We start from the raw sequence: 24195 nt of genomic DNA on the forward strand, positions 1-24195 counted from the left end.
TCATAAAAACATAGCACCTCGACCATTGTCAATAAACCCGAGGGCTGGTCCGGGCGGCGGCGGGGGCGTCGATTTCGCGCGCACCAGTTTGGGGCGTCGGTTTGAACGGCTCGGTGATGCGCGGAATCGATGACGATTTGATATTTTTTTTGCTTGTCTCGTCTTGACAACAAGATGCACCGGAATCGGGAGAAATATTTTCAATTAGACATTTTTCGTTTACTGTTTGGCAATGATATACGCGCGAAAAAACAACAAAAAGACAACATGGCGATGCTTTCTGCTCGGAAGTAACGTTGCTTGGGGGATTTGCATCAAAAGTCTCCGTCGTCAAGAACGAACCGCAGGAAATCAACGTCCGCCGCTTCATCGGCAAAACAAAGAACATCGAAAACCGCGCATCGCAGACGCGGTGAAAGCGGGATTTTTCTACCGGCCCGCACGCCGCGTTAGGCGAACTAGAGCTTGTACCGTATAAAACGCGGGCGCTACCCAATCTGGTGCAAGTCGTCTTTTAACAACAAACACATCAGTTGCCGGCGCACAAACCATTTCTTAAATGCAATATATTGCATTCCGCAAAGAGCTGCGGCGCCGCCGGCAGGTCTCGATCTTTCTTGCGCAGGCAGTCAAAACCCCTATTGGCGCCCGTTGGAAGATTAATAGCCATCGAATAAAGCCGCCGAAGAAACAGGTCGAAATATAATCATGCTGGGAATAAGCCGAGATTATCCCGAGCGCTTTTAAATCAATTGCGAATTAATCCGGGCGGACGCCGCGCGGCGCGGCAACTTGCCGTACCGGCGCCGACGGCTGAATTTAATACTCTACAAACGCCATCGCGGCATTTTATATTTCTCACAACGGCGATAGACCGCATTTCAAAAGGCGGCCCCGTCGGGACAGCTGCGTTCGGGCGGCAATATTGGTAAAATACGGCCTTTCACGGACCGGCCCATCCGGTCCGACGGCCATGGCGCCTAGACAGCGCCCTCTCAGGAATCCATCATGCTGCGTTTAAATGAAGTCAAGCTCCCGTTGAACCATACCGGGGACGAACTGCCGGCCGCCATCCTGGCGCGCCTCGACATCCCCGCCGCCGACCTGCTCGGCTTCACCGTGTTCAAACGCAGCTACGACGCGCGCAAGAAAACCGCGATCGTGCTCATCTACTCGCTCGACGTCGACGTCCGCGACGAGGCCGCGCTGCTCAAGCGCCTCAAGCACGACGCCCACCTGATGCCGTCGCCGGACACCTCATATAAGTACGTCGCCGCCGGCGAGCAGTTGGCCGGCCACGACCGGAACCCGCGCCCGGTGGTCATCGGCACCGGGCCGTGCGGCCTGTTCGCCGCGCTGATCCTGGCGCAAATGGGCTTGCGGCCCATCATCCTCGAACGCGGCAAGCAGGTGCGCGAGCGCACCGTCGACACCTTCGGCTTCTGGCGCAAGCGCGAACTGAACCCCGAGTCCAACGTGCAGTTCGGCGAAGGCGGCGCCGGCACCTTCTCGGACGGCAAACTCTACAGCCAGATCAAGGACCCGAAGCACTATGGCCGTAAGGTGCTCACGGAGTTCGTCAAGGCCGGCGCGCCCGAGGAGATCATCTACGTCAGCAAGCCCCACATCGGCACCTTCCGCCTGGTCAAGATGGTCGAGCAGATGCGCGCCAACATCGAGGCCATGGGCGGCGAATACCGCTTCGGCAACAAGGTGGTCGACATCGAGATCGAACAAGGCGCGGATGGCGGCCAGGTGCGCGGCCTGACCCTCGAGAGCGGCGAGAAGATCGTCACCAACCACGTGGTGCTGGCGATCGGCCACAGCGCGCGCGACACCTTCGAGATGCTGTACCAGCGCGGCGTCTACATCGAGGCCAAACCGTTCTCGATCGGCTTCCGCGTCGAGCACCCGCAATCGCTGATCGACACCTGCCGCTTCGGCCCCAACGCCGGCCACCCGATCCTGGGCGCGGCCGATTACAAGCTGGTGCACCACGCCTCCAACGGCCGCGCCGTCTACAGCTTCTGCATGTGCCCGGGCGGCACCGTGGTGGCGGCCGCGTCCGAACCGGGACGCGTGGTCACCAACGGCATGAGCCAGTATTCGCGCAACGAGCGCAACGCCAACAGCGCCATCGTGGTGAGCATCTCGCCGGAGGTCGACTATCCGGGCCATCCGCTGGCCGGCATCGAATTCCAGCGCCGGCTGGAGGAAAAGGCGTTTGAATTGGGCGGCGGCACCTACAACGCCCCGGGCCAGCTGATGGGCGATTTCGTCGCCGGCCGCGCCTCGACCGAGTTCGGCGCGGTGGTGCCGTCGTACAAGCCCGGCGTGCACCTGACCGACCTGGCGCAAATCCTGCCGGAGTTCGCCGTGACGGCGCTGCGCGAAGCCTTCCCGGCGTTCGACAAGCAGGTGCGCGGCTACTTCAAGCACGACGCCGTGCTGACCGGGCTGGAGACGCGCACCTCGTCGCCGATCCGCATCAAGCGCCGCGACGACACCTTGCAAAGCCTGAACACGCGCGGCCTGTTCCCGGCCGGCGAAGGCGCCGGTTATGCCGGCGGCATCCTGTCGGCCGGCGTCGACGGCATCAAGGTGGCCGAGGCGGTGGCCTTGTCGATGGCCGCCGACAACGCGGGCAAACCCGGTTCGCTGTAACGGCGCGCGAGCGGCAACGAGATAGGGTCGTACCCCAAGGGGTACGACCCTGGTTGGGGTGCGGGTTAACAACCGTTCACTCCCCGACCGGCAGGCGGATGGTGATGCGGCAGCCCGGCGTGCCGGGCGACACCGCCACCTGCCCGCCCATCTGGTGCACGATGGTGTAGACGATGTGCATGCCCAGGCCCGATCCGCCCTGCCCGCGCTTGGTGGTAAAGAACGGCTCGAACAAGCGCTCGCGCACTTCGGCCGTCAGGCCGACGCCGTCGTCGGCGAACTCCAGCAGCAGCCAGCGCGCGCCATCCTGCAGTTCGCCGCGCCCGCTCAGCACGATCTTGCCGGGGCCGCCGTTCGGATAGCCGTGCTTGGCCGCGTTCATCAGCAGGTTCGACAGCACCTGCGACCAGCGCCCGGCGTCCAGCCGCACCCGCAGGTCGGCGGCGATCTCGACGCCGACCTGGATGCCGACCTTGCGCAACTCCGGTCCGTGCGCCGACACCACGCTGAGCGCGTGGTCGCGCAAGCCCATCTCGACCACATGGGTGCTGCCCTGGTCGACCGCCAACTGCTTGAAGTTGCCGATCAAATCGGCGGCGCGCGCCAGGTTGCGCTCGACCAGCAGGGCCGCCTCGCGCAGCCGCTGGGCCGTGGCCACCAGTTCAGAACGGCTGACGCGCTCGCCGCTGACGCATTTGACCAGCTCCTCGGCGTAGGAGCTCAGGCTCGACGACGCCGTCACCGCCACGCCGATCGGCGTGTTGACCTCGTGCGCCACGCCGGCCACCAGCGCGCCCAGCGCCGCCATCTTCTCTTGCTCGACCAGGATGGCCTGCGCCGCCAGCAAGGCCTCGCTGCGCTGTTGCACCGTCTGCTCGAGCGTGCGCTCGCGTTCCTGGTGCTGCAATTCGGCCGCGCAGCGGGTGGCGAAGATCGACAGCAGCGACAGCGCCAACAGGCGCTTGTCCTCGGAAATGGGACGGGTGTCGATGGCCGACAGGATGCCCAGGGTGTTGCCCTCGGTGTCGATCATCGGGATGCCGATATAGCTCTCGGCCTGCATCTCGACCAGCAGGGTGTCCCTGGGGTAGCCGGCCTGGATGCCGCACGCGTGAAAACAAATGCTCTGGTCGGTCACGTCCTGGCAGGGCGTGTGGCGCAGGCTGTATTCCATGGCGGGCAGGTAGTCGCCGCCGCCCCACAGCGCCAGCGTGCGGATGCCTTCGTGGTCGTCGGCCATGCGGATCAGGCGGCCGGCGATGACGTAGCGCACGTCGAGCGCCAGCGCCAGCTCGCGCACCATCAGGCGCAGAAACTCGTCGCCGCGCGCGCGCGAGGTCGACGCCGTGATGGCGCGCAATGTGGCCTCGGCCAGCGCCCCGGGCAACTCCTCACGCGGTTCATCCGTCATCGCATCCCCCAAGTGGACAGGCTATTGATTGTACCGCCATTCACACGCATGAAAACGGGTGAAGCTTTTAACGAGCTCTAGCACAAAATTGCCATTACTTTTCAAAAACTTTGTATTTTTGTGTAAAAAACGTGCTTTTTCATGCAAAAACCGTAGGAAGTGTTGTTTATGTCAAACTTGTTACAGAGAGACAATTGACCCTGCGCCCTTCGGGTGGTCTGATGGCAACCCTGAATAATTTACCCATGGATTATTCAGCCCGGGTCGTTTAATGATAAAGAAGCAATAAGATCTCTTAGGAGTTGAAGCAATGATGATGGAAACCGTTATTTCGCGTTCGCTGCGGCTGATGTTCGCCGGCGGCGCCGCGTTCGTGCTGGCACAACCGGCAATCGCTCAACAAGCAGCAGACGCGCCCATCCAGCGTGTGGAAATTACCGGTTCGGCTATCAAGCGTATCGACGCTGAGACCGCCGTACCCGTGACCGTCGTGAAGATGGCCGACCTGAAAAAAGAAGGTATCACCACCGTCGAACAGGTGCTGGCCAATCTGAGCGTCTCGCAGTCGAGCACCGGCACCAGCCAGGTCGTCGGCTCCGGCACCGGCGGCGCTTCGTTCGCCGACCTGCGCGGCATCGGCGCCAACAAGACCCTGATCCTTCTGAACGGCCGCCGCCTGGCGAACAACGCCTTCGACAGCTCGGCGCCCGACCTGAACATGATCCCATTCGCCGCGCTCGAGCGCGTCGAAGTGCTGCGCGACGGCGCCTCGTCGCTGTACGGCTCCGACGCGGTCGGCGGCGTGATCAACTTCATCACCAAAAAAGACTGGCAAGGCGGCACCGTCACCGTCGGCGCGGACAGCCCGCGCAAGGACGGCGGCACCAGCCGCAACGCCAACATCGGCTACGGCTTCGGCGACCTCGAGCAAGACCGCTTCAACATCTTCGCGATGGTCGACCACCAGGGCCAGAACCCTATCCTCGGCACCCAGCGCGACTACAACCGCCGCTACGCCGGCGGCCTGTCGGCATCGACCAGCCCGGCCAACTACTACCAGGCCGATGCCAGCGGCAACCCGGCCGGCCCGGGCTGCACCAGCGCCCCGAACCTGGTACCAGGCAGCAACGGCGCCTGCCAGATGACCACCTCGTCCTTCGTCAACTACATTCCGAAGAGCGAGCGCACCACGGGCCTGCTGCGCGGCACCTTCAAGCTGACCGACAACCATGAACTGGGCGTGGAGTACCTGACCACCCAGAGCAAGGTGCAGAGCGCGATCGCTCCGGTCCCATACGGCGGCCTGTACATCAACCGCAACCGCCCGGACGGCACCCCGAACCCTTACTACCCGGGCAACGGCACCGTTCCTAACAGCATTCCGCTGGACCCGAACTTCATGGACACGGGCGGCTCGATCACCGACGGCGTACAGCCGGGCTTCGTGCACGCGCGCTGGCGCGACCTGCCGAACGGCTCGCGCGCCGACGAGAACATCAACCGCCAGGAACGCCTGGTGGTGAACCTCAAAGGCGTCGTCGCCGGTTGGGACTACGAGACCGCGCTGTCGTACAACAAGAACAAGGTCAAGCAAAACCTGTACGGCTATAGCGATGGCGGCATCATCTCGCGCGGCGTACTCGACGGCGTGATCAACGTCTTCGGCGACCAGAGCGCGGCCGGCACGGCACTGCTGAACAGCGCAGCGCTGAGCGGCAACATCATGAACGCGCAGGGCATCAGCAAGGGCGCGGATATCAAGCTGAGCCGCGAAGTCGGCGACTGGCTCAACACCGGCCACCAGGCTGGCCTGGCCGTTGGCGCCCAGTACGAACACCAGCAATTCCGTAGCGCGGCCAACACCGAGTTCGCGGAAAAAGTGATCGCCTCGACCGGTATCGATCCGCTGACCCTGAACGAAGGCAAGCGCAGCGTATCGGCCTTCTACTCCGAGCTGAACGTGCCGGTGCTGAAGAACCTGGACCTGACCGCCGCCTTCCGTTACGACAAATACAGCGACTTCGGCCACACCACCAATCCGAAGTTCTCGTTCGTCTACCGTCCTGTGACCTCGCTGCTGATGCGCGGTTCGTACTCCAAGGGCTTCCGCGCGCCGTCGCTGTATGAGATCAACGCAGCGAACTCGTACACCAACGCCGCCAACACCATGGACGATCCGATCAACTGCCCGGGCGGCAATCCGATTCCTGGCAAGTCGGCAGCGGCCAACTGCGGCCAGCAGTTCCAGGTGCTCAACGGTGGTAACCAGAACCTGAACCCTGAGCGTTCGAAAACGGGCACCGTCGGTCTGGTGTGGGAACCGGTCAACAACGTGACCCTGTCGGCCGACTACTGGTCGATCCGCCTGACCCAGCAAATCGGCAACCTGCAGGACAACGACGTGCTGAGCGATCCGGTCACCTTCGCGCCGTACTACAAGCGCAATCCGGCCGGCGACCTGGCGGTCGATGGTTCGCAGTGCCCTAACCCGATCACCTGCGGCTACCTGGACCTGCGCACGCAGAACCTGGGCGACATGAACACCAATGGTGTCGACTTCGCTGCAGCCTACAAGCTGCGCACCACCAACTACGGCCTGTTCAACTTCTCGTACAACGGCACCTGGGTGCACAAGTACGAGTACCAGAACTTCGTCGGCGACACGATGCGCAACCGACTGGGCGAATTCTCGGGTGACAGCGTGGTCTTCCGCTGGCAGAACAGCGCCAACGTGAACTGGAGCTCGGGCAAGTTCGGCGCCGGTTTGACGGCGCACTACAAGTCGGGCTATATCGACCAGGATCCTGAGAACCACGTTTCGTCGTACACCACGTTCGACGGTTACGGTTCGTGGGAAGCGATCAAGGGCCTGACCCTGACCGCCGGCGTGCGCAACCTGTTCGACCGCGAGCCGCCACTGTCGTACCAGACCACCGCCTTCCAGGCTGGTTACGATCCACGCTACACGGATCCAACGGGCCGCACCGTGTACGTGCGCGCCACCTACAACTTCTAATCTGAAGTCGTAACAAAAAAACCACCCTGCGGCGCATGCGCCACAGGGTGGTTTTTTTTCGTCCCGCCGCCGTGGGCGCTACAGCCAGCCGGAGCGCTTGAAGCGCCGATACAGCCCCAGGCACACCAGTACCATGATCGACAGCGCCATCGGATAGCCGTACTTCCACTCCAGCTCGGGCATGTACTTGAAATTCATGCCCCACAGGCCAGCGAACGCGGTGACGATGGCGAAGATCGCCGCCCACGCCGCCAGCCGCTTGTTCACTTCGCTCTCCTCGATCGCCGTCATCGACAGGTTGACCTGGATCGCGGTGCCGATGGTGTCGCGGATGGACTCGAGCGAGGCGGTGATACGGTGCAAGTGGTCATGCACGTCGCGGAAGTATTCCTGGGTGTCCATGCACATCGACGGCACCCGGCCGCCGTGCAGCCGCCCGACCGCCTCCATCAGCGGCGCGACCACGTGGCGCACCGTGGTGACCTTGCTTTTGAGCTCGTACAGACGCTCGATGTTGTCGCGCTGCTTGCCCTGGCTGAAGATCAGCTCCTCGATTTTTTCCAGCTCCGTCTCCAGCATGTCGAGCACCGGGAAGTAGCGGTCGACCACCGCGTCCATCAGCGCGTACAGCACGAACGCAGGCCCCAGGCGCAGCATGTGCGGCTCCTTCTCGGCGCGCGCGCGCACGCCCAGGAAGCCCTGCTGGCTCTCGGCGTCGCGCGAGGACAAGATATAGTTCTGGCCGACGAACATGTCGACCTCGCCGACGGCCACGTCGCCGTCGCGGCACTCGATGGTCTTGACCACCACGAACAGCGAATCGCCGTATTCCTCGATCTTCGGTCGCTGGTGGCCGCGACTGGCGTCCTCGACGGCCAGCTCGTGCAGGCCGAACTCGTGCTGCATCGTCTTGAGCTCGTCCGGTTCGGCGTCGCGCAGGGCGACCCAGACGAACGTCTCCGGCCGCTCCATGTAATCGCTGATTTCCTCGACCGGGATGTCGTCCAGCTTCTGGCCGTCCTGATAGGCCACACAATTAATCAACATACAGTTTCCATAAAAAAAAGCCCTTGGCTTCGTCAGCCAAGAGCTTACCTTAAAGTACAAATATCCACCCCGACGTTGTTAATCGTCCTTGGCGCCGTCGATGCCGAGTTCGGCGATCTTGCGCGTGATGGTGTTGCGGCCGATCCCGAGCCTGACGGCGGCGTCGTTCTTGCGGCCGTGCGTGTGCTTCAGGGCGGTGCGGATCAGCGCCGACTCGAATTGCCGCCCCAATACCGCCATCACTTCCTGCTGTCCGCCGCTGAGCATGGAGGCGGCTTGCACTTCCAGCAGGCCGAGCCAGGCGTCCGGCGAGCCGGACAACCCATTGGCGCCGCCGGCGTCCACCGTCGCCACCGGCACCACCGTGCCGTGGTGCTGGATCGCGCTGTAGCTTTCCGACGACGCGGCCAGGCCCACGCCGGTGCTCAAGGCGGCGCCACCACCGCCGGCCTGCTCCTGCGTCAGCTCCAGCGGCAGGTCCTTGACTTCGACCGTCTGCCCCGGCGCCATCACCGTGATCCAGTTGCACAGGTTTTCCAGCTGGCGCACGTTGCCCGGCAGATCCAGGCTGCTGAGGAACTGCACCGTGGCGTCGCTCATCCGCTTGGCCTCCACGCCGAGCTGTTTGGCGCTTTGCACCAAGAAGTGGCGCACCAAAATAGGGATATCCTCGCGCCGCTCCCTCAAACTGGGCAAACGCAGGCGGATCACGTTGAGGCGGTGATACAAATCCTCGCGGAACAATCCTTCCCGCACCCGCTGCTCCAGATTTTGGTGCGTCGCGGTGATCACGCGCACATTGGCCTTGAGCGGCTGATGCCCGCCGACCCGGTAGAAGTGGCCGTCAGACAGCACCCGCAGCAGCCGCGTTTGCAGGTCGAACGGCATGTCGCCGATCTCGTCGAGGAACAGGGTGCCGTTTTCGGCCTGCTCGAAACGGCCGCGCCGCGTCGTTTGCGCGCCGGTGAAGGCGCCGCGCTCGTGGCCGAACAGTTCGGACTCAAGCAAATCCTTGGGGATCGCCGCCGTGTTGAGCGCGATGAACGGCTGCTGCGCGCGCGGGCTGTGCTTGTGCAGCGCGCGCGCCACCAGCTCCTTGCCCGAGCCCGATTCGCCGGTGATCAACACCGTTACGTTCGATTGCGACAGGCGGCCGATGGCGCGGAACACTTCCTGCATCGCCGGCGCCTGGCCGAGGATTTCCGGCGTCTCCGACGGTCCCGATTCGACGCTGGTCTCGCGCAGGCTCTCGTCGAGCGCGCGGCGGATCAGTTCGACGGCCTTGTCGATGTCGAACGGCTTGGCCAGGTATTCGAAGGCGCCGCCCTGGAACGCGGCGACGGCCGAGTCCAGGTCCGAGAAGGCGGTGATGATGATGACCGGCAGCCCCGGGAAGCGCGACTTGACCAGTTGCAGCAGGTCGAGGCCGGAGTCGCCCGGCATGCGGATGTCGGACACCAGCACCTGCGGCGTCTCGAACTCCAGCGCGGCGATGGCGTCGCGCGCGTTGGCAAAACTCTTGGTGGCCAGGTTTTCCCGCGCCAGCGCTTTTTCCAGTACCCAGCGGATCGATTCGTCGTCGTCTACTATCCAGATTGGCTTCATGTGTTTGTGTTATCCCGCAATATGGATCGTCAATCAAGGGACTCGGCACCCGCACCTGCTTGCCTCGGCTTATGGCAACGGCAGCAGGATACGGAAATCCGTATATCCAGGCCGGCTCTCGCACTCGATCACGCCCATGTGCTGCTGCACAAAAGTCTGCGCCAAGGTCAACCCGAGGCCGCTGCCGCCTTCCCTGCCCGACACCAGCGGGTAGAAAATACGGTCGCGGATCTGGGGTGCGATGCCCGGTCCATTGTCAATGATATGCAAGTCTAATGCCAGCCCGTAGCGGACCTTGGCCAGGGTCATCTGACGCGCCACGCGGGTCTTCAAAATGATCTGCGCGTCGCCCGCTTCGATTTGTGCAGCGAGCGCTTGCGCGGCATTGTGGGCGATGTTGAGCACCGTCTGGATCAGTTGCTCCTTGTCGCCCCGGAACTCGGGGATGGAGGCGTCGTAGTCGCGCAAAATCGTCAGGCCGGACGGGAATTCGGCCAGCATCAGGCTGCGCACGCGCTCCAGCACTTCGTGGATGTTGACGTCGCCGACGATGTGCGGCCGGCGGTGTGGCGCCAGCAGGCGGTCGACCAGGGTTTGCAGGCGGTCGGCCTCCTTGATGATGACCTGCGTGTATTCGCGCAGCTGCACCGCGTGCAGCGCCGGCAGTTCCATCTCCAGCAGTTGCGCGGCGCCACGGATGCCGCCCAGCGGGTTCTTGATCTCGTGCGCCAGGTTGCGGATCAGCTCCTTGTTGACCTGGCTCTGGTCGAGGATGCGCTCCTCGCGGTCGAGCTTGAGGTGCTGCAGGTGCTCGCGCAGTTCGATCAGGATATGGTCGGCCGGGTCGTCGAGCGCCGAGACGATGCTGTGCACGTGCAGCGGATCGCGCCCGGCCCGCTCCAGGGTCAAGTCCTGGCGCAGGTCGGAGAACTTGTGCTCGCGCGCCTGGGCGCAGATGTGATCGAGCTCCTCGGGGTTGAGGAACTGCGACGTCAGCTTCTGGCGCGACAGCGCCTTCAGGGAACTTTCCAGCAGGTTCTCGGCGGCCGCGTTGGCGTAGGCGATGTGGCCCTCGCCGTCGAGCATCACCACGGCCGAGGCCAGCAGTTCGAGGCCGGCCAGCGCCGGTGGACGGTTCATGGCGGCCACGGCGCGGGCGGCGATATTACTAACAAGGCTCATCGGATATTCGCGATCTCACGTTTCAAGGCTTCGACATTCTTTTCCGAGCGGCTGATGCTGTCGCGCATGGCGGCCACCCGTTCCTGGTATTTCGCGTAGTTGCGTTCGTCGCCGCGCCGTTCCGGCTCGCCGCCGTTGAACTCCTTGCGCAACTCCGTCAGCTTCTGTGTTTCGTTTTTCAACTCGTCTTCCAGTATCGCGCGGCGGTCGGCGTCGCGCGCGCGCTGCTCGGCGCTGTCGACACGGGGAAAATCGCCCGGCGCGGCGGCCGGCGCAGCAGGTGTCGATCCGGCCGCGCGTGCCGGCGCGGCCTGCCGCCTGGCCGGCGCCGGGATCGCCAGGCCCGGCAAGTCCATCGCCTTGCAATAGTTACCGCGATAAACGTCGGTGTATTCGGTGCTGCCGTTGGGTGGCGTGCATTTGTAGATCACGCCCTGCGCCCGCGCCGCGCCGCAGGCCACCAGCGCCAGCGTAAACACCGCGCCAACATTGGCGTAACCGCATCTTTTGAAACTCATTGTCATTCGTAATCCTGGGGTGGAACGCTCCATCCTGAATATACAACATCCAAACAAAAACGCGGGGAAAGCCATGGCTCCCCCCGCGTTTTTTGCTTCACTACAAGCATCGGCAAGCCGATGCGTTGCAATTACAGCGAGTAGTACATGTCGAACTCGGCTGGGTGGGTCGTCATGCGCATGCGCTGGACGTCCTGCATTTTCAGTTCGATGTAAGCGTCGATCATCGAATCGCTGAACACGCCGCCACGGGTCAGGAACTCGCGGTCTTTGTTCAGGTTGTCCAGCGCTTCTTCCAGCGACGAGCACACGGTCGGGATCAGTGCGTCCTCTTCCGGCGGCAGGTGGTACAGATCTTTCGATGCCGCTTCGCCCGGATGGATCTTGTTGGCGATACCGTCCAGACCGGCCATCAGCAGCGCGGCGAAGCACAGGTACACGTTTGCCAGTGGATCCGGGAAACGGGTTTCGATACGGCGGCCTTTTGGATTGGCCACGTGTGGAATACGGATCGAAGCGGAGCGGTTACGGGCCGAGTAGGCCAGTTTGACCGGCGCTTCGAAGCCTGGAACCAGACGCTTGTACGAGTTGGTGCCCGGATTGGTGATCGCGTTCAGCGCCTTGGCGTGCTTGATGATGCCGCCGATGTAGTACAGCGCGGTTTCCGACAGGCCGGCATAGCCGTCGCCGGCGAACAGGTTGACGCCGTCTTTCCAGATCGACTGGTGCACGTGCATGCCCGAACCGTTGTCGCCAACGATAGGTTTCGGCATGAAGGTGGCGGTTTTGCCGTAGCTGTGGGCGACGTTCCAGACCACGTACTTCAGGTTCTGGGTCCAGTCGGCGCGCTCGACCAGGGTCGAGAACTTGGTGCCGATTTCGTTCTGGCCGGCGCCGGCCACTTCGTGGTGGTGCACTTCGACCGGGATGCCCAGCGATTCGAGGATCAGGCACATTTCCGAACGCATGTCCTGGAAGCTGTCGACCGGTGGGACCGGGAAGTAGCCGCCCTTGACGGTAGGACGATGGCCGCTGTTGCCGCCTTCGATTTCCTTGTCGGTGGTCCACGATGCTTCGTCGGAGTCGATCTTGACGAAGCAGCCCGACATGTCGATCTTCCAGCGCACGCTGTCGAAGATGAAGAATTCTGGTTCTGGACCGAAGTAGGCGGTGTCGCCCATGCCCGACGATTTCAGGTAGGCTTCAGCGCGCTTGGCGATCGAGCGCGGGTCGCGGTCGTAGCCCTTGCCGTCCGACGGTTCGATAACGTCGCACTGCATGAACAGCGTGGTCTCTTCCATGAACGGATCGATGTTCGCGGTGTTTGGATCTGGCAGCAGAATCATGTCCGATGCTTCAATGCCCTTCCAGCCGGCGATCGAGGAACCGTCGAATGCGTGACCCGATTCGAACTTGTCCATGTCGAAGTGCGACACGGGCACGGTGACGTGCTGTTCTTTACCACGGGTATCGGCGAAACGGAAATCAACGAATTTGACTTCGTTTTCCTGGACCATTTTCAAGACTTCTGCGGCTGTCATTGCCATGCGTATCTCCTAAAGGAATGTGTATAACTGGTGCGCTCTCTATAAGCAGTATCTATGCCAGCCTGAAACTCATAACGATATGTTCATAGCGTCTTGGAACTCGCCGACAAAAGAGACTAAAACGGGGCGGAGCACCAAAACACCACTATTTACACCGGATCAATGCAGCACCAACTTGGTGCAAAATTACCAAACCGCACCATCTTCGTGCAATTTTCGTTTTTTGCTGAAAATTGCACGCCTTTGGTGCGCCATTGTCTCCGACGTGCACAGGACGCCTATAATAAACTTAATCTTATTTGGAGGGACATCCCATGAGCAAAATAGACGAGATCTTGGCCGTGGCCCGTGGGCGCAGCAAGGACTGGCCGTATGCCGGCGCGGTCACGCCGCAAGAGGCCTATGAGCTGATCGGCGCCGACAACGCCGTCAAGATCGTGGATGTGCGCACCAATGCCGAGCGCGACTGGGTCGGCCGGGTGGCCATTCCGGAAGCCCAACATGGTGCGGTACAGTGGAGTATTTATCCGGGCGGCATCGCTAATCATGAATTCATCGAGCAATTGAACTCGGTGGCGCGCAAGGATCAGGTGTTGTTGTTCCTGTGCCGCTCGGGCGTGCGCTCGCGTGGTGCGGCCAAGCTGGCCACCGAGCACGGCTACCAGCACTGCTACGACATCCTGGAAGGCTTCGAGGGCGACAAGGACGAGCACAGCCACCGCAAGAATATCGGCGGCTGGTGCAAGGCCGGCCTGCCGTGGACCGGCGCCTAATGTGAGCCCGCGACGCATTTCGAACCGCCGGCGTCATGGATTTTGGGGTCGTACCCCGTTGGGTACGACCCCGCCGTGGCTTAGGGTTTAAACGGGCACCGCCAGCGTCGCCGCCGGCGCGCCCTCTCCCATCAAAAACTGTATCCGCTTGCGCACGAACTGGATGTGGCTGCGCAAGCCATACAAGCCATCGGCGAACGACAGCGGAATCGAGATCTGGTTGACCAGCTCCTCGATCTCGTCGAGCCGCTTCAGTTGCGCCTCGTACACCTGCATCCGCGTCGCCTCCGGCGCGCTCTCGACCTGCTGCTCCACCGTGCGCAACTGCCCGTACCAGCGGTAGACGCGCGAACGGATGCGCCACACGTACAGCGGCGGAATAATCCGCGACAACGGAATAATCAAGGCGCTCAGCGCCAGCACCACCACCCACATGCGGTCGAAGAAGTTGGCCAGCCAGAACGTCATGTACCGCTGCAGCAGCGGCGGGCCGTTCTTGTAGTATTTCGCCGCCTCTGCGTCGACCGGAATCTCGGTGTACTTGGCCGACGGGAATTGCCCCTGCTGCTGGAACCAGCCCGCGCCGTTGTGGATGCCGCTGGCCGCCTGCACGAACAAATCGACCAGCGCCGGATGCAGGTCGTCGCGCGCCACAAGGGTGGCAGTCGGCGCGATAAGGTTGTAATTCTCCTTGGGAATATCGCGGCCCAGGTCGACGATACCCTGCGGCAGCACCACATGCGTGAGGAACGGCAGCTTGCGCGCATAGGCCTCGGCCTGGCTGAAGTTGAACAGCTTGATGCCCGGCGTTTGCAGCAGCATCTGGATCAGCGGCGCTTCGGGCGCCGAGGTGAACACCAGGCCGTCGATGCGGCCTTCCAGCAATTCCACCGTGGCGGGCGTGTTGGCCAGCGAGAAGCGTTCGACGTCCTCCTTCTCCAGGCCGTTGAGCGACAGCACCTGGCGGAACAGGCGGGGCGCGCCGGCGCCTTTGGGGCCGAAGTTGATTTTCTTGCCTTTTAACTGGCTGAGCTGGGTGATCGGCGGCTGGCCCTTGGTCACGCGCAGGAACAGCCACAGCGGCTCGACGAACAGGCTGCCCAGCGACGACAGGCCTTCGCGCTCGGCCACCTCCTCGTTGGTGGAGCCGCTTTGGACGAAGGCGATGTCGACTTCGCCGGCGCGCAGGCGGCGCAGGTTTTCGCCGGAGCCGGCCGAGGGGACCAGGGTGACTTTGACGCCGTGCTTGGCGAGGGCTGCGGCGTATTTTTTACCGAATTCCTCGTAGGCGCTGTTTTCCTGGCCGGTGGCCAGGCGCACAGTGCGCGGCGGGGCGGGATCGACCAGCCAGTAGGCCAGCAGGCAGACGCCGACGATCAGCGCGATGGTCGGAGCCGAGGCGACAAACAAGTCCCGCACCGAGAATTGCGTGAACTTGAGGATTTTGGACATGTGGTGGCGCATTGGTTTCATGGGCTGATACCATGCCAACAAATGAGCAATTATGCAAGGGGAATACAGGAACGGGCTGGTCCGGGCGGTGGCGTTGGATACGGCGCGGGCGGCGCGTGGCGGATTACGCTGCGCTAATCCGCCCTACGTGGATCTGTGGTGCCTTTCGTGCCCCGGGCCGGCGCCGCGCGCAATCGCCGACCGGCCATTGGCCGATGATTTGGCGCGTAAACACGTAGGGCGGATTAGCGTAGCGTAATCCGCCACTCGTCTAGCCGCCGCAGGCGCGCAGCGGAGCGGCCGTCGCGGCGTTTGCCGGCACGCCACCGGTTTTCACCACCACCGGCGGCGGCACCGCGCCCGGCGCAACCACCGGGTTCGGCTCGATCAAAGGCATCAAGCTCGGCGCCAGCACCACCAGCAACTGCACCGGCAACGCGCTGGTGAAATCGTAATTCTTCGATTCCGGCCCGTGCACATACGCGGTCATGCTGCCGAAGAAGCGCTCGCCGATATTGAACACGAACGTCGCCGACCGGTTCACATAACGCGATTCGATCAGCCGCCCGCCGCCGCCATACACATCGAAGCGCTGGTCGCCGGTACCGGTCTTGCCGCCCACATGCAGCACCGTGCCGTCCGACTGCACGAACGCCATGCGCGCCCGCTTGGCCGTACCGTCCGACACCACGCCACGGATCGCGTCGGCGACCACGCGCGCCACTTCCGGCGACAGCACTTGCTCGTTGGTGGTCGGCTTGGCCTTGCTCACCACCGTCTCGTACGGCGTGCCCTTGGCGAAGTGCAGCGACGAAATCCGCTGGCTGCTCTTGCGCACGCCGCCGTTGACGATAATCCCCATCATCTCCGCCAACGCCGCCGGACGGTCGGCCGATGCGCCCAGCGTCGTCGCATACGACGGCACCAGCGATTCGAACGGATAGCCCATCTTCTTCCACTGCTTGTGGATCTCCATGAAGCCTTCGACCTCGATCAGGCCGGCGATGCGGCGGTCCTGCGCGTGCTTGCGGTGCGTCTTGAACAGCCACGAATACACTTCCTGGCGCTCTTTCTCGCTGGCCGCCGTCATCTGCGACAGGGTCGCCTTCGGATGCAGACGCATGTACGCGGCCATCCACAGCTCCAGCGGATGGATGCTGGCCAGGTAGCCGCGGTCCGGCAGCGACCACTTGTCGATCGCGTACTGGTCGTACAGCTTCTCGACGCGCTCGTCCGACACCTCGTTCTGCGACGGCAGGTACTCGTGCAGGAAGTCGCCGAACTGCTTGACGCTGGCAGTCGGATACACGGTGCGATGGATTACCGCCAGCCGCGTCGGCGTGCTGCGGATGTTGGCCAGCAGGATCTTGTCCAGGTCGGCCGCCGGCTTGCCCTTGTACTTGGCGTAGAAGCGGTTCAGGAACTCCTTGCCTTCCTTGTCGGCGAAGCGCGCCAGGTAGACGGCGCGGCGCGGATCGTCGGCGTCGGCCAGCAGCGAGGCCGACGAGCCCGGCGTCTGGAACATGTAGAACTTGGCGACGTCGCGCATCAGGCGCACGAACACCAGGTTGGTCGAGCGGCGCAGCGCCTCGGTCACGGTGAAGATCTTGCCGTTGTCTTCCTTGGAGAAGTTGCCGAAGTAATGCAGGCCGCCGCCGGTGAAGAAGCCCTCGCCCGGATTGCCAGAGTATTTGCGCTCCATGGCCGCGTTGAGCATCGGCGTGATTTCGCGCTCGGCGCTGCCGACCGGATGCGCCGTCAGGTACTCGATCGCCCAGCGCGACAGCTTGTCCTGCGGATCGACCGGGATCATGCTCAGCGTTTCGGCGTTCATGCCCTTGTACTTCTTGTTGAGCTGGTCGACGATGTCCAGGTAGGTCACCAGGGTGCGCAGCTTGGCCGTCGAACCCAGGTCGAGCTTGGCGCCCTCGTTGATGTCGAGCGGCTGGTCGTAGTTGTCCGTCTGCAGGCGCAGCAGGTTGTTGTCCACGCCCTTTTCCAGCAATGTGAAGCTGTACACCACGTTGGCCGGATCGCCATTGCCCAGCATACCCTTGCCGGTCAGGCCGGCGGCGGCGGCGCGCTCGGGGTCGCGCAGGTCGCGCAACACCTGCGTCACGGCCATCTGCGCCTGCGCGTCGAGCGTGCTGACCACGTTCAGGTCCAGACGGTCGAGGTTGTACATGCGGTTGTCGCCCAGCAGGTTGGCCAGGTGGTTGCGGATCGCGTTCGAGGCCTTGCGCGTGACGAAGGTCATCTCCGGCGCCGCCTGCAGGCCGTTGCCCTTGGCCGGATGCAGCGGCTGCTTGAGCGCGACGTCGCGCATCGCCGCCGTGATGATGCCTTCCTGCGCCAGCACGCGCAGATGGCTGTCGGCCAGCACTTCGAGGTCGTCGGCGCCGTCGCCCAGATAGTGGCTCGGACGGCGCTGCGCGATCATCAGGCTGAGCGCTTCCTTGTAGATCAGCGCGGTCTCCGGATCGGGATTGTCGAGATTGCCACTAAGCCGGCGGTTGACGTCGGCGAATTCGCGGCCGTACCAGACCCACATGCCGTCGCCAATGCCGTTGACCTCGCCATAACCGGGCTTGGCCGACAACGGCACCGTGTTCAGGTAATCGATGACGATGCGGCGCCGTGCCTTGGTCGTGTCCGGCCCGTCCTGGTAGGAGCGCAGGCTGGCCGAGACCATCTGCTGCAACTTGTCCTTCATCGAGCCGGTGCGGCCCTCCGGCGAGTGGCGGTATTTCTCGATCTGCGTGGCCAGGGTGCTGCCGCCGGCCGCGCGATGGCCGCCGGCCACGGCGTTGACGCTTTTCTCGATCACGGCCTTGCCCAGGCGGTCCCATTCGACGGCCGGATTGCGTTTCGGGTACTTATTGTCGAGCAGCTCGCGGTTCTCGATGTACAGCAGGCTGTAGATCAGCGCCATCGGCGCCTGCTCGAACTTGTTGTAGATGCGTTCCGGATAGCTGGCGGCGAACAGCTCCTGCGCGCGGCAGTCGTAGATCGTCAGGCCGGTCTTGGTCTTCTCGTGATAGGTGGCGAAGATGCCCATGTCGGCCAGTTCCGCCATCTTCGGCGAAATGCGGGCCTGCGCGCTGACCTGGTAGTCGCGCGTGCGCAGCTTGGCCAGGTAGTCCGGCAGGCTGGCGTAGCCGAGCCGCTCGTCGTACGGGCTGTCGTGGGGGAAGCGGATCGAATTGCTCGGCCCCGGCTGCACCTTGTACGTCATCTTGTTGGCCAGGTCCGTGAAGATGCGCGCCTGCATGGTCGATGTGCGGCTCTCGTGCACGCCCCACCACACGGCGAACGAGGCGCCCACCAGCAGCACCACGATCAGGGCGTTGCGCGAACGCTTGCTCTTGGTCGGCTCGCCAGGCGGCGGCGCGTCCATCTGCGCTTGCGCCAAGTGCGCCTCGCTTTCTTCGGGGTTAAGGGGCGGCACGACATGAAGATGCCGGGTGCGACGATAGCCTAGTGCTGCTGCGCCCGCGCGCAACTTGCGCACTGCTTTGACTAGGGGCCGGCGGAAACGACGATTGCTTAACATATGATTCAAACCGGTCAGCTGTTTCAGTAAAACCTACTAGCCACCATTGCACCACATCGGCGTGGTGGCAACCGGTGATGACGCACAATAATTTGCAACCGTAGTTTATTTTTCGCAAAAAAACAACGACGTTCTCCCCTATGGAGGAACGCCGTGAATGCATGTGACCGCCAAGTGACAAGCCCGTGACAGCGGGGCACCGTCGGGCCGCCGCCGAGGCCGATGTCGAAGCGCTATCGAGCGATAGCGGCGCGACATCAACCGATACCGGCGCGCACTAAATGTTGTTGAACTCCACGTTGAGCTTCTTGAGTTCCGCGCACATGTGCTCGAACGCGGTGAGCGTCTGGGCCGGCTCGCCTTTGACGCCGAGCTCGATGTGGCGGCGGGTATTGGCGTCGCCCACGCTCGGCAGGCTGAACACCTTCACCCTCGGATAGCGCGACTCGATCTCCACCATCAGCGGCGTCAGCGCCGACTCGGCCGTCTCGTACACCAGCACCGACTGCTCCAGGTGCGGTTCGCGGTTGAACAGGTCGGCGTAGTGGTGGTCGAGCACCCACTCGATCATCGGCCAGGCCATCACCGGGAAGCCCGGCACGAAGTAATGCTTGTGCAGCGCGAAGCCGGCGATGTTGTTGTACGGGTTGGGGATCAAGGCCGCGCCCTGCGCGAACTCGGCCATCTTGAGGCGGTGCAGGTTCTCGGCCGAGTTCAGGTCGACCTCGTGGCCGGCCTCCTGCCCCATCTGCACGATGCGCTGCTGGATGTTGATCTTGCCCTGTTCGTGCAGCACCAGCGGCAGGCCCAGCGCGTCGGCGGCGGCCAAGCGGGTGTGGTCGTCCGGCGTGGCGCCGATGCCGCCGCAGCAGAACACGATGTCGTCGCTGGCGAAGGTGCGCTTGAGCGTGGCCGTGATGCGGGCCGGATCGTCGGCCAGGATTTCCGCCCACGCCAGCTGCAGGCCGCGCGCGGCCAGCATTTGCACCACTTTCGGGAAATGCTGGTCGACGCGCCTGCCGGACAGGATTTCGTCGCCGATGATGATGAGTCCGATCGCCATATTAGTTCCGCTTTCTTAACTATCTCAAAAATCCGCCGCCGGCGGCACGTCCTTCACGGCCTCGGCGGCGCGCATGCGCGCCAGCGCTTCGAGGCAATAATAGGCGAACCACAACGCGGTGAAGATAAACACCAGCACATACAGCCAGATCGACGCGGCTGCCAGGAAGGGGAAGAATACCACCGCCATCACGCCGCCCAGCCAGATCGCCCCCGGCAGCGCCCCGGCCACGCCGGAAACGACGCCGATGGCGATCAGCGGCCAACGGTGCTCGGCCAGCAGCTGGCGGCGCTCGTCGGCGCTGGCGTAGTCGGCCAGCACGTCATAGACCATCATGCGGCTGGTCAGCCAGCCCCACAACAGCGCCTGCACGAACACGGCCAGCGGCGGGAACACGTACAGCGGCAACGTCAGTATCCACAAGCCGATGAAAGCCCCCATGCCGCCCAGCGCCACGCCGACGCTGCCGATCAGGCTGCCGCCGTTGCGCTGCTCCAGCTGCGGATAGTTGCGGGCGCCGATGTGGCGCAGGATCACCGGCATGGCGATGACGCCGATGAAGATCAGCGCCGTCAGTATCATCAGCGGCAGCAACAGCAGCATCGCTATCAACGGCACAACGACTGTTTTCAAAGCACCAAGGCCGAACGAGCTCAGGAAGCTACCGCTGTAGCTGAACACAACATATTGCGAGAACGTCGCGTGGACGAAGTCGATCAGCGGTTGCAAGCCCACATACAGCAGCACCGCCCACACGCCGACCGCCAGCAGGAAAGGCGCCAGGCTCATCAACAGCAGCTTGCCGTGCCACTGCGAGGCGAAGGCGCGGCCCCAGGCGCGCACCACTGCGGAGAATCCGCCGGCCATCAGACGGTATCCTTGCGCGCGTATTCGACCATGCGCTTGAGCGCCAGCCAGTGCTGCGAGAAGAAGCCACGTCCGTATTCGCGGCCAGGCTTGACGGCGCCGCCCGCTTCGGTCTGCGGCAACTGGTCGCGGATGCCGGTGGCGACGAACTGCGGCGTGAAATTAGCGGTGCGGAAGATGATGTCCCAGATCGGCAGCAGCACGGCGAAATTGCAGCCGCCCAGGGTGCCCTGGCCGTTGGACTCGTGGCCGACACCGATCGCGTGGTGCATGCGGTGGTAGCGCGGCGACACCAGCAGCCACTCGCCGACCTTGCCGAAATGGATGCGCACGTTGGCGTGCTGCAGGCTTTGCAGGATGCGCGACACCGACACCAGCATCACGTACTGCGACGGCTCGACGCCGATCCCCAGCGCCAGCACACCCATATAGACGTCGCGCATCATGTCGTCGAGCATGTGGTTGCGGTTGTCGCTCCACAGGTTCATGTTCTGCTGGCTGTGATGCAGGCCGTGCAGCGCCCACCACCAGTTGAAGTGGTGCGAGGCGCGGTGGTACCAATAGTCGAAGAAATCGAGCACGACGAAGTAGACCAGGAAGGCGCCCAGCGGGCTGATGCCGGGCACCAGCGACTCCAGGTTGAACGGTTGGAAGCTCTCGAAGCGCAGCATGGCAGCCACGCTGTCGAGCAGCGGATCGAGCGTGAAAAAGATCAACACCGGGAACAGGCCGATCCGATGCAGCACCGTATAGATGAAATCGTTCCAGCGCGCGCGCGGATCGTTGAACTTGTGGACCGGGATCATCGCCTCGAGCGGGCGCAGCACCAGGAACAGCAAGGTCAGCTCCAGCACGCCGATCAGGAGCCACTCGGTGCCCTCGAAGGCTTCCTCGACGAATTCGCCGAAACCGAGCTGGAACACCAGCGGCTGGATCACCGTCTCGAACAACCAGCCCTGTGCCAGGCCCAGCCAGTCAGAAAAGTGTTGAATCATGGATGTTTGGAATGCTGTTTAAAAGTGGTCACGTAATCGGGATGCTCGCGCAAGGTGGCGAAGCAAAAGCCTTTTTGTTCCAGGCCAGTGATCAAAGGCTCCAGGTTGGCTGGCGCCCAAGGGTCCTTGCGCGACCAGATGCCCATGTGCGCGACAAAAATATCGCCGTCGCGCAACTCCCTCAGCGACTTTTGCAACAATACCGCATTCGGGTACGCCGTGCTCGACAGCTCATCGCCGGAGAAGCCGGCCGGCGCCCAGCCGACATGCGCGTAGCCGCAAGCCTTGGCCGCCGCCAGGGTGCCGGGCGAGGTGCGCCCGGCCGGCGCGCGCCAGATCGGATCGAGGTGCTTGCCGGTCAGCTCGACGAAGCGCTGGTCGACCCGCTTGATTTCCTCGCAATATTGAGCCGGCGTCAGCGTGCGGATCTTGCCGGCGGACGCGCCGAAGCCGGGCTTGACCCGGAAGCTGGCGCCGCCATCCTTGACCAGCACATCGTGATCGAAAGTGTGCGAGCCGATCGCATGGCCCTCGGCCACGCGCGCCTTCCAGTAAGAGGACCACGACGGATCGAGCGAATAATCGCCGCGCACGGTTTTCTCGTTGGCGAGGAAGAAGGTGGCCTTGATGTTGTGGCGCTTGAGCGTATCGGCGATCAGTTCGGCCTGCGACTGGCTGCCGGTATCGAAGGTCAGGTAGATGGTGCCCTTGCAAGCCGCCGGCGCCGCCGCCAAAGCCGGCGCCGCCACGCAAGCCGCCAGCACCAACAACGCCCCCCATCCCGGGGTCAGGTCCGACATTCGGACACGAGCTGAACTACACCCGGGGGTCAGGTCCGACATTCGGACACGGGCTGAACTACGCGCTGGTTGTGTTCGTGTCCGAATGTCGGACCTGACCCTCGGGGTGGAGGGGTTCATTAGCGCTGGGCGGAGTTGTTGAAGAACACGCCGTGCGGCGAGCGTCCCACCGGTATCGTCTTGACCAGCTTGCGCGTGGTCAGGTCGATCACCGCCACCTTTTTAATCCAGCGCAAGGTGACCCACATGGTCTTGCCATCGGCCGTCACTTCCATGCAGTCGGGGCCGCCCGGCACGTTGATCATGCCGACGTTTTCCAGTGTTTTCTGATCAATGATGTTGATCGAATTGGAAACACGGTTCGACACATAGGTGTAGCGCCCGTCGCCGGCCGAACGGAAGTTGTGCGCGCCCTGCCCGGTCTTGATGCGCTTGACGGTTTTCTGCGCCTTCCAGTCGATCACCTCGACGTAGTCGCTGCCCATGATGCCCACCAGCAGATACTTGTCGTCCGGCGTCATCGCGATACCGGCCGGCAGCTTACCGACCGGCAGCGTCCATTTGACGGTCTGCGTGACGAGGTCGATGGCGCTGACCTGGTCGCTGCCCTGCTGCGTGATGAAGACCATGTTGCTGGCGGCGTTGAAGGCCATGTGGCTCGGCAGCTTGGGCAGCGGAATCCGCTTGGTCAAGGTCATGTTGGTGCCGTCGTAACGGTACAGGTCGACGCGGTCGAGCCGCAACGAGGCCGACACGAACCACTTCTGGTCCGGCGAAAAACCGATCTGGTAAGGGTCGAGGATGTCCTTGACGGTGCGCTGGATCTGGCCGCTCTTCGGATCGAGGAAAATCAATTCGTTGCCGACCGAGCTGGCGACGATCAGCGACTTGTTGTCCGGCGTCGCCATCAGGTGGTGCGGCTCCTTGCCGACCGGGAAGGTGGACAAGTCCTTGAAGGTCGCCTGGTCCAGCAACTGCACGGTAGCATCACGCGAGTTGAGCACAACGACAACATTGGCCTGCGCGCTGCCGATGGCAATCGCGGCGCAAACACAGGAGAAAACCAGACGGCGGACACTGCGGAGCATGAAGAAATCGCTTAGAAGGACTAAACGTTTATTTTACGTGCAAACTGAGCCGTCACAAGGTAAAAGCGGACAATTATTCCTATCCGTAATGAAGCGCGGCGGCTTAACCACAGCGCCTGCTACAATTGCCGGCTGTGTTCAACGAATCTAGAAGGAATAACCATGACCACCATCACCACTGAATCGGGCCTGCAGTACATCGAACAAACCGTTGGCGAAGGCGATGAAGCCAAAGCCGGCCAGAACGTCACCGTCCACTACACCGGCTGGCTGCGCAACGACGACGGCACCAAGGGTCCGAAATTCGACTCGAGCAAAGACCGCAACGATCCATTTGAATTCGCGCTGGGCGCCGGCATGGTCATCCGCGGTTGGGATGAAGGCGTGCAAGGCATGAAGGTCGGCGGCGCGCGCCAGTTGATCATTCCAGCGGAACTGGGCTACGGCTCGCGCGGCGCCGGCGGCGTGATTCCGCCAAACGCGACCCTGATTTTCGACGTCGAACTGCTGGGCGTTTAAGGTTCGCCAAACCCGCAGCCCCATGCGGGGTCGTACCCCCTGCGGGGTACGACCCCTAAGCGGTAACGCATGCTTATCGCTAAAGGCTGTCGGGT

The 24195-nt window shown here is 63.0% G+C and carries 18 protein-coding genes; 4 read left to right on the forward strand and 14 right to left on the reverse strand.

Annotated elements, in window-relative coordinates:
• Positions 1-28 precede the first annotated feature (28 nt).
• Positions 29-388, reverse strand: coding sequence for a hypothetical protein (locus NHH88_27245; protein ID USX13313.1), 360 nt, complete (start codon positions 386-388; stop codon positions 29-31).
• Positions 389-1008: 620 nt separating this feature from the next.
• On the opposite strand from NHH88_27245, the gene NHH88_27250 reads away from it, so the two are divergent.
• Complete coding sequence (locus NHH88_27250) at positions 1009-2664, forward strand: NAD(P)/FAD-dependent oxidoreductase (protein ID USX13314.1); 1656 nt, start codon at positions 1009-1011, stop codon at positions 2662-2664.
• Positions 2665-2740: 76 nt separating this feature from the next.
• On the opposite strand, the gene NHH88_27255 is transcribed toward NHH88_27250, so the two are convergent.
• Positions 2741-4075 (reverse strand): HAMP domain-containing histidine kinase, encoded by a 1335-nt coding sequence (locus NHH88_27255; protein ID USX13315.1) that lies wholly within the window; start codon positions 4073-4075, stop codon positions 2741-2743.
• 310 nt (positions 4076-4385) lie between these two features.
• Between NHH88_27255 and NHH88_27260 the strand changes: the two genes are divergently transcribed.
• Complete coding sequence (locus NHH88_27260; GenBank protein USX13316.1) at positions 4386-7091, forward strand: TonB-dependent receptor; 2706 nt, start codon at positions 4386-4388, stop codon at positions 7089-7091.
• Between the two features lie 78 nt (positions 7092-7169).
• Here the strand turns inward: NHH88_27260 and corA are convergent, their stop codons facing one another.
• The 5 genes from corA to glnA form a co-directional block, all read right to left on the reverse strand.
• Positions 7170-8138 (reverse strand): magnesium/cobalt transporter CorA, encoded by a 969-nt coding sequence (corA, locus tag NHH88_27265; GenBank protein ID USX13317.1) that lies wholly within the window; start codon positions 8136-8138, stop codon positions 7170-7172.
• Between the two features lie 78 nt (positions 8139-8216).
• Positions 8217-9743: a nitrogen regulation protein NR(I) gene (gene ntrC, locus NHH88_27270; protein ID USX13318.1), complete on the reverse strand. Its 1527-nt coding sequence runs from the start codon at positions 9741-9743 to the stop codon at positions 8217-8219.
• Positions 9744-9812: 69 nt separating this feature from the next.
• Complete coding sequence (glnL, locus tag NHH88_27275; GenBank protein ID USX13319.1) at positions 9813-10925, reverse strand: nitrogen regulation protein NR(II); 1113 nt, start codon at positions 10923-10925, stop codon at positions 9813-9815.
• Entirely contained in the window at positions 10922-11443 is a 522-nt protein-coding gene (locus tag NHH88_27280) for a DUF4124 domain-containing protein (protein ID USX13320.1), read from the reverse strand. Before NHH88_27280 ends, glnL begins: the two co-directional genes overlap by 4 nt.
• Positions 11444-11574: 131 nt before the next feature.
• Positions 11575-12990 carry a type I glutamate--ammonia ligase gene (gene glnA, locus NHH88_27285; protein ID USX13321.1) on the reverse strand — a complete coding sequence of 472 codons (1416 nt, stop codon included), beginning with the start codon at positions 12988-12990 and terminating at the stop codon, positions 11575-11577.
• A gap of 314 nt (positions 12991-13304) precedes the next feature.
• On the opposite strand from glnA, the gene NHH88_27290 reads away from it, so the two are divergent.
• Positions 13305-13763 carry a rhodanese-like domain-containing protein gene (locus tag NHH88_27290; GenBank protein ID USX13322.1) on the forward strand — a complete coding sequence of 153 codons (459 nt, stop codon included), beginning with the start codon at positions 13305-13307 and terminating at the stop codon, positions 13761-13763.
• 87 nt (positions 13764-13850) lie between these two features.
• Here NHH88_27290 and NHH88_27295 read toward each other — a convergent pair whose 3' ends face one another.
• From NHH88_27295 to NHH88_27325, 7 genes are all read right to left on the reverse strand, one after another.
• Positions 13851-15215 (reverse strand): TAXI family TRAP transporter solute-binding subunit, encoded by a 1365-nt coding sequence (locus tag NHH88_27295; protein ID USX13323.1) that lies wholly within the window; start codon positions 15213-15215, stop codon positions 13851-13853.
• Positions 15216-15486: 271 nt separating this feature from the next.
• Entirely contained in the window at positions 15487-18612 is a 3126-nt protein-coding gene (locus tag NHH88_27300) for a transglycosylase domain-containing protein (GenBank protein ID USX17450.1), read from the reverse strand.
• A 433-nt stretch (positions 18613-19045) separates the two neighbouring features.
• Complete coding sequence (locus NHH88_27305) at positions 19046-19831, reverse strand: molybdopterin-binding protein (protein USX13324.1); 786 nt, start codon at positions 19829-19831, stop codon at positions 19046-19048.
• Between the two features lie 24 nt (positions 19832-19855).
• Positions 19856-20698: an EI24 domain-containing protein gene (locus tag NHH88_27310; GenBank protein USX13325.1), complete on the reverse strand. Its 843-nt coding sequence runs from the start codon at positions 20696-20698 to the stop codon at positions 19856-19858.
• On the reverse strand, positions 20698-21693 hold the full coding sequence (locus tag NHH88_27315; protein ID USX13326.1) for a sterol desaturase family protein: 996 nt from the start codon (positions 21691-21693) through the stop codon (positions 20698-20700). Before NHH88_27315 ends, NHH88_27310 begins: the two co-directional genes overlap by 1 nt.
• On the reverse strand, positions 21690-22493 hold the full coding sequence (locus NHH88_27320; protein USX13327.1) for a polysaccharide deacetylase family protein: 804 nt from the start codon (positions 22491-22493) through the stop codon (positions 21690-21692). Before NHH88_27320 ends, NHH88_27315 begins: the two co-directional genes overlap by 4 nt.
• Before the next feature lie 119 nt (positions 22494-22612).
• Positions 22613-23581: a beta-propeller fold lactonase family protein gene (locus NHH88_27325; protein ID USX13328.1), complete on the reverse strand. Its 969-nt coding sequence runs from the start codon at positions 23579-23581 to the stop codon at positions 22613-22615.
• A gap of 162 nt (positions 23582-23743) precedes the next feature.
• Here NHH88_27325 and NHH88_27330 point away from each other — a divergent pair, with 162 nt between their 5' ends.
• Positions 23744-24100 carry an FKBP-type peptidyl-prolyl cis-trans isomerase gene (locus NHH88_27330; GenBank protein ID USX13329.1) on the forward strand — a complete coding sequence of 119 codons (357 nt, stop codon included), beginning with the start codon at positions 23744-23746 and terminating at the stop codon, positions 24098-24100.
• The last annotated feature ends 95 nt before the right edge of the window (positions 24101-24195 follow it).

The sequence above is a fragment of the Oxalobacteraceae bacterium OTU3CAMAD1 genome, from assembly GCA_024123915.1.
Taxonomy (GTDB): domain Bacteria; phylum Pseudomonadota; class Gammaproteobacteria; order Burkholderiales; family Burkholderiaceae_D; genus Rugamonas.

Excerpts from the sequence above, each read along its gene's own strand:
- NHH88_27290 (USX13322.1), top strand. The coding sequence starts at position 13,305 with ATGAGCAAAATAGACGAGATCTTGGCCGTGGCCCGTGGGCGCAGCAAG.
- NHH88_27255 (USX13315.1), bottom strand. The coding sequence starts at position 4,075 with ATGACGGATGAACCGCGTGAGGAGTTGCCCGGGGCGCTGGCCGAGGCC.
- NHH88_27310 (USX13325.1), bottom strand. The coding sequence starts at position 20,698 with ATGGCCGGCGGATTCTCCGCAGTGGTGCGCGCCTGGGGCCGCGCCTTC.
- NHH88_27295 (USX13323.1), bottom strand. The coding sequence starts at position 15,215 with ATGTCCAAAATCCTCAAGTTCACGCAATTCTCGGTGCGGGACTTGTTT.
- NHH88_27245 (USX13313.1), bottom strand. The coding sequence starts at position 388 with ATGTTCTTTGTTTTGCCGATGAAGCGGCGGACGTTGATTTCCTGCGGT.
- NHH88_27305 (USX13324.1), bottom strand. The coding sequence starts at position 19,831 with ATGGCGATCGGACTCATCATCATCGGCGACGAAATCCTGTCCGGCAGG.
- glnA (USX13321.1), bottom strand. The coding sequence starts at position 12,990 with ATGGCAATGACAGCCGCAGAAGTCTTGAAAATGGTCCAGGAAAACGAA.
- NHH88_27325 (USX13328.1), bottom strand. The coding sequence starts at position 23,581 with ATGCTCCGCAGTGTCCGCCGTCTGGTTTTCTCCTGTGTTTGCGCCGCG.
- NHH88_27250 (USX13314.1), top strand. The coding sequence starts at position 1,009 with ATGCTGCGTTTAAATGAAGTCAAGCTCCCGTTGAACCATACCGGGGAC.
- NHH88_27315 (USX13326.1), bottom strand. The coding sequence starts at position 21,693 with ATGATTCAACACTTTTCTGACTGGCTGGGCCTGGCACAGGGCTGGTTG.
- glnL (USX13319.1), bottom strand. The coding sequence starts at position 10,925 with ATGAGCCTTGTTAGTAATATCGCCGCCCGCGCCGTGGCCGCCATGAAC.
- NHH88_27300 (USX17450.1), bottom strand. The coding sequence starts at position 18,612 with ATGGACGCGCCGCCGCCTGGCGAGCCGACCAAGAGCAAGCGTTCGCGC.
- corA (USX13317.1), bottom strand. The coding sequence starts at position 8,138 with ATGTTGATTAATTGTGTGGCCTATCAGGACGGCCAGAAGCTGGACGAC.
- NHH88_27320 (USX13327.1), bottom strand. The coding sequence starts at position 22,493 with ATGTCGGACCTGACCCCGGGATGGGGGGCGTTGTTGGTGCTGGCGGCT.
- NHH88_27260 (USX13316.1), top strand. The coding sequence starts at position 4,386 with ATGATGATGGAAACCGTTATTTCGCGTTCGCTGCGGCTGATGTTCGCC.
- NHH88_27280 (USX13320.1), bottom strand. The coding sequence starts at position 11,443 with ATGAGTTTCAAAAGATGCGGTTACGCCAATGTTGGCGCGGTGTTTACG.
- NHH88_27330 (USX13329.1), top strand. The coding sequence starts at position 23,744 with ATGACCACCATCACCACTGAATCGGGCCTGCAGTACATCGAACAAACC.
- ntrC (USX13318.1), bottom strand. The coding sequence starts at position 9,743 with ATGAAGCCAATCTGGATAGTAGACGACGACGAATCGATCCGCTGGGTA.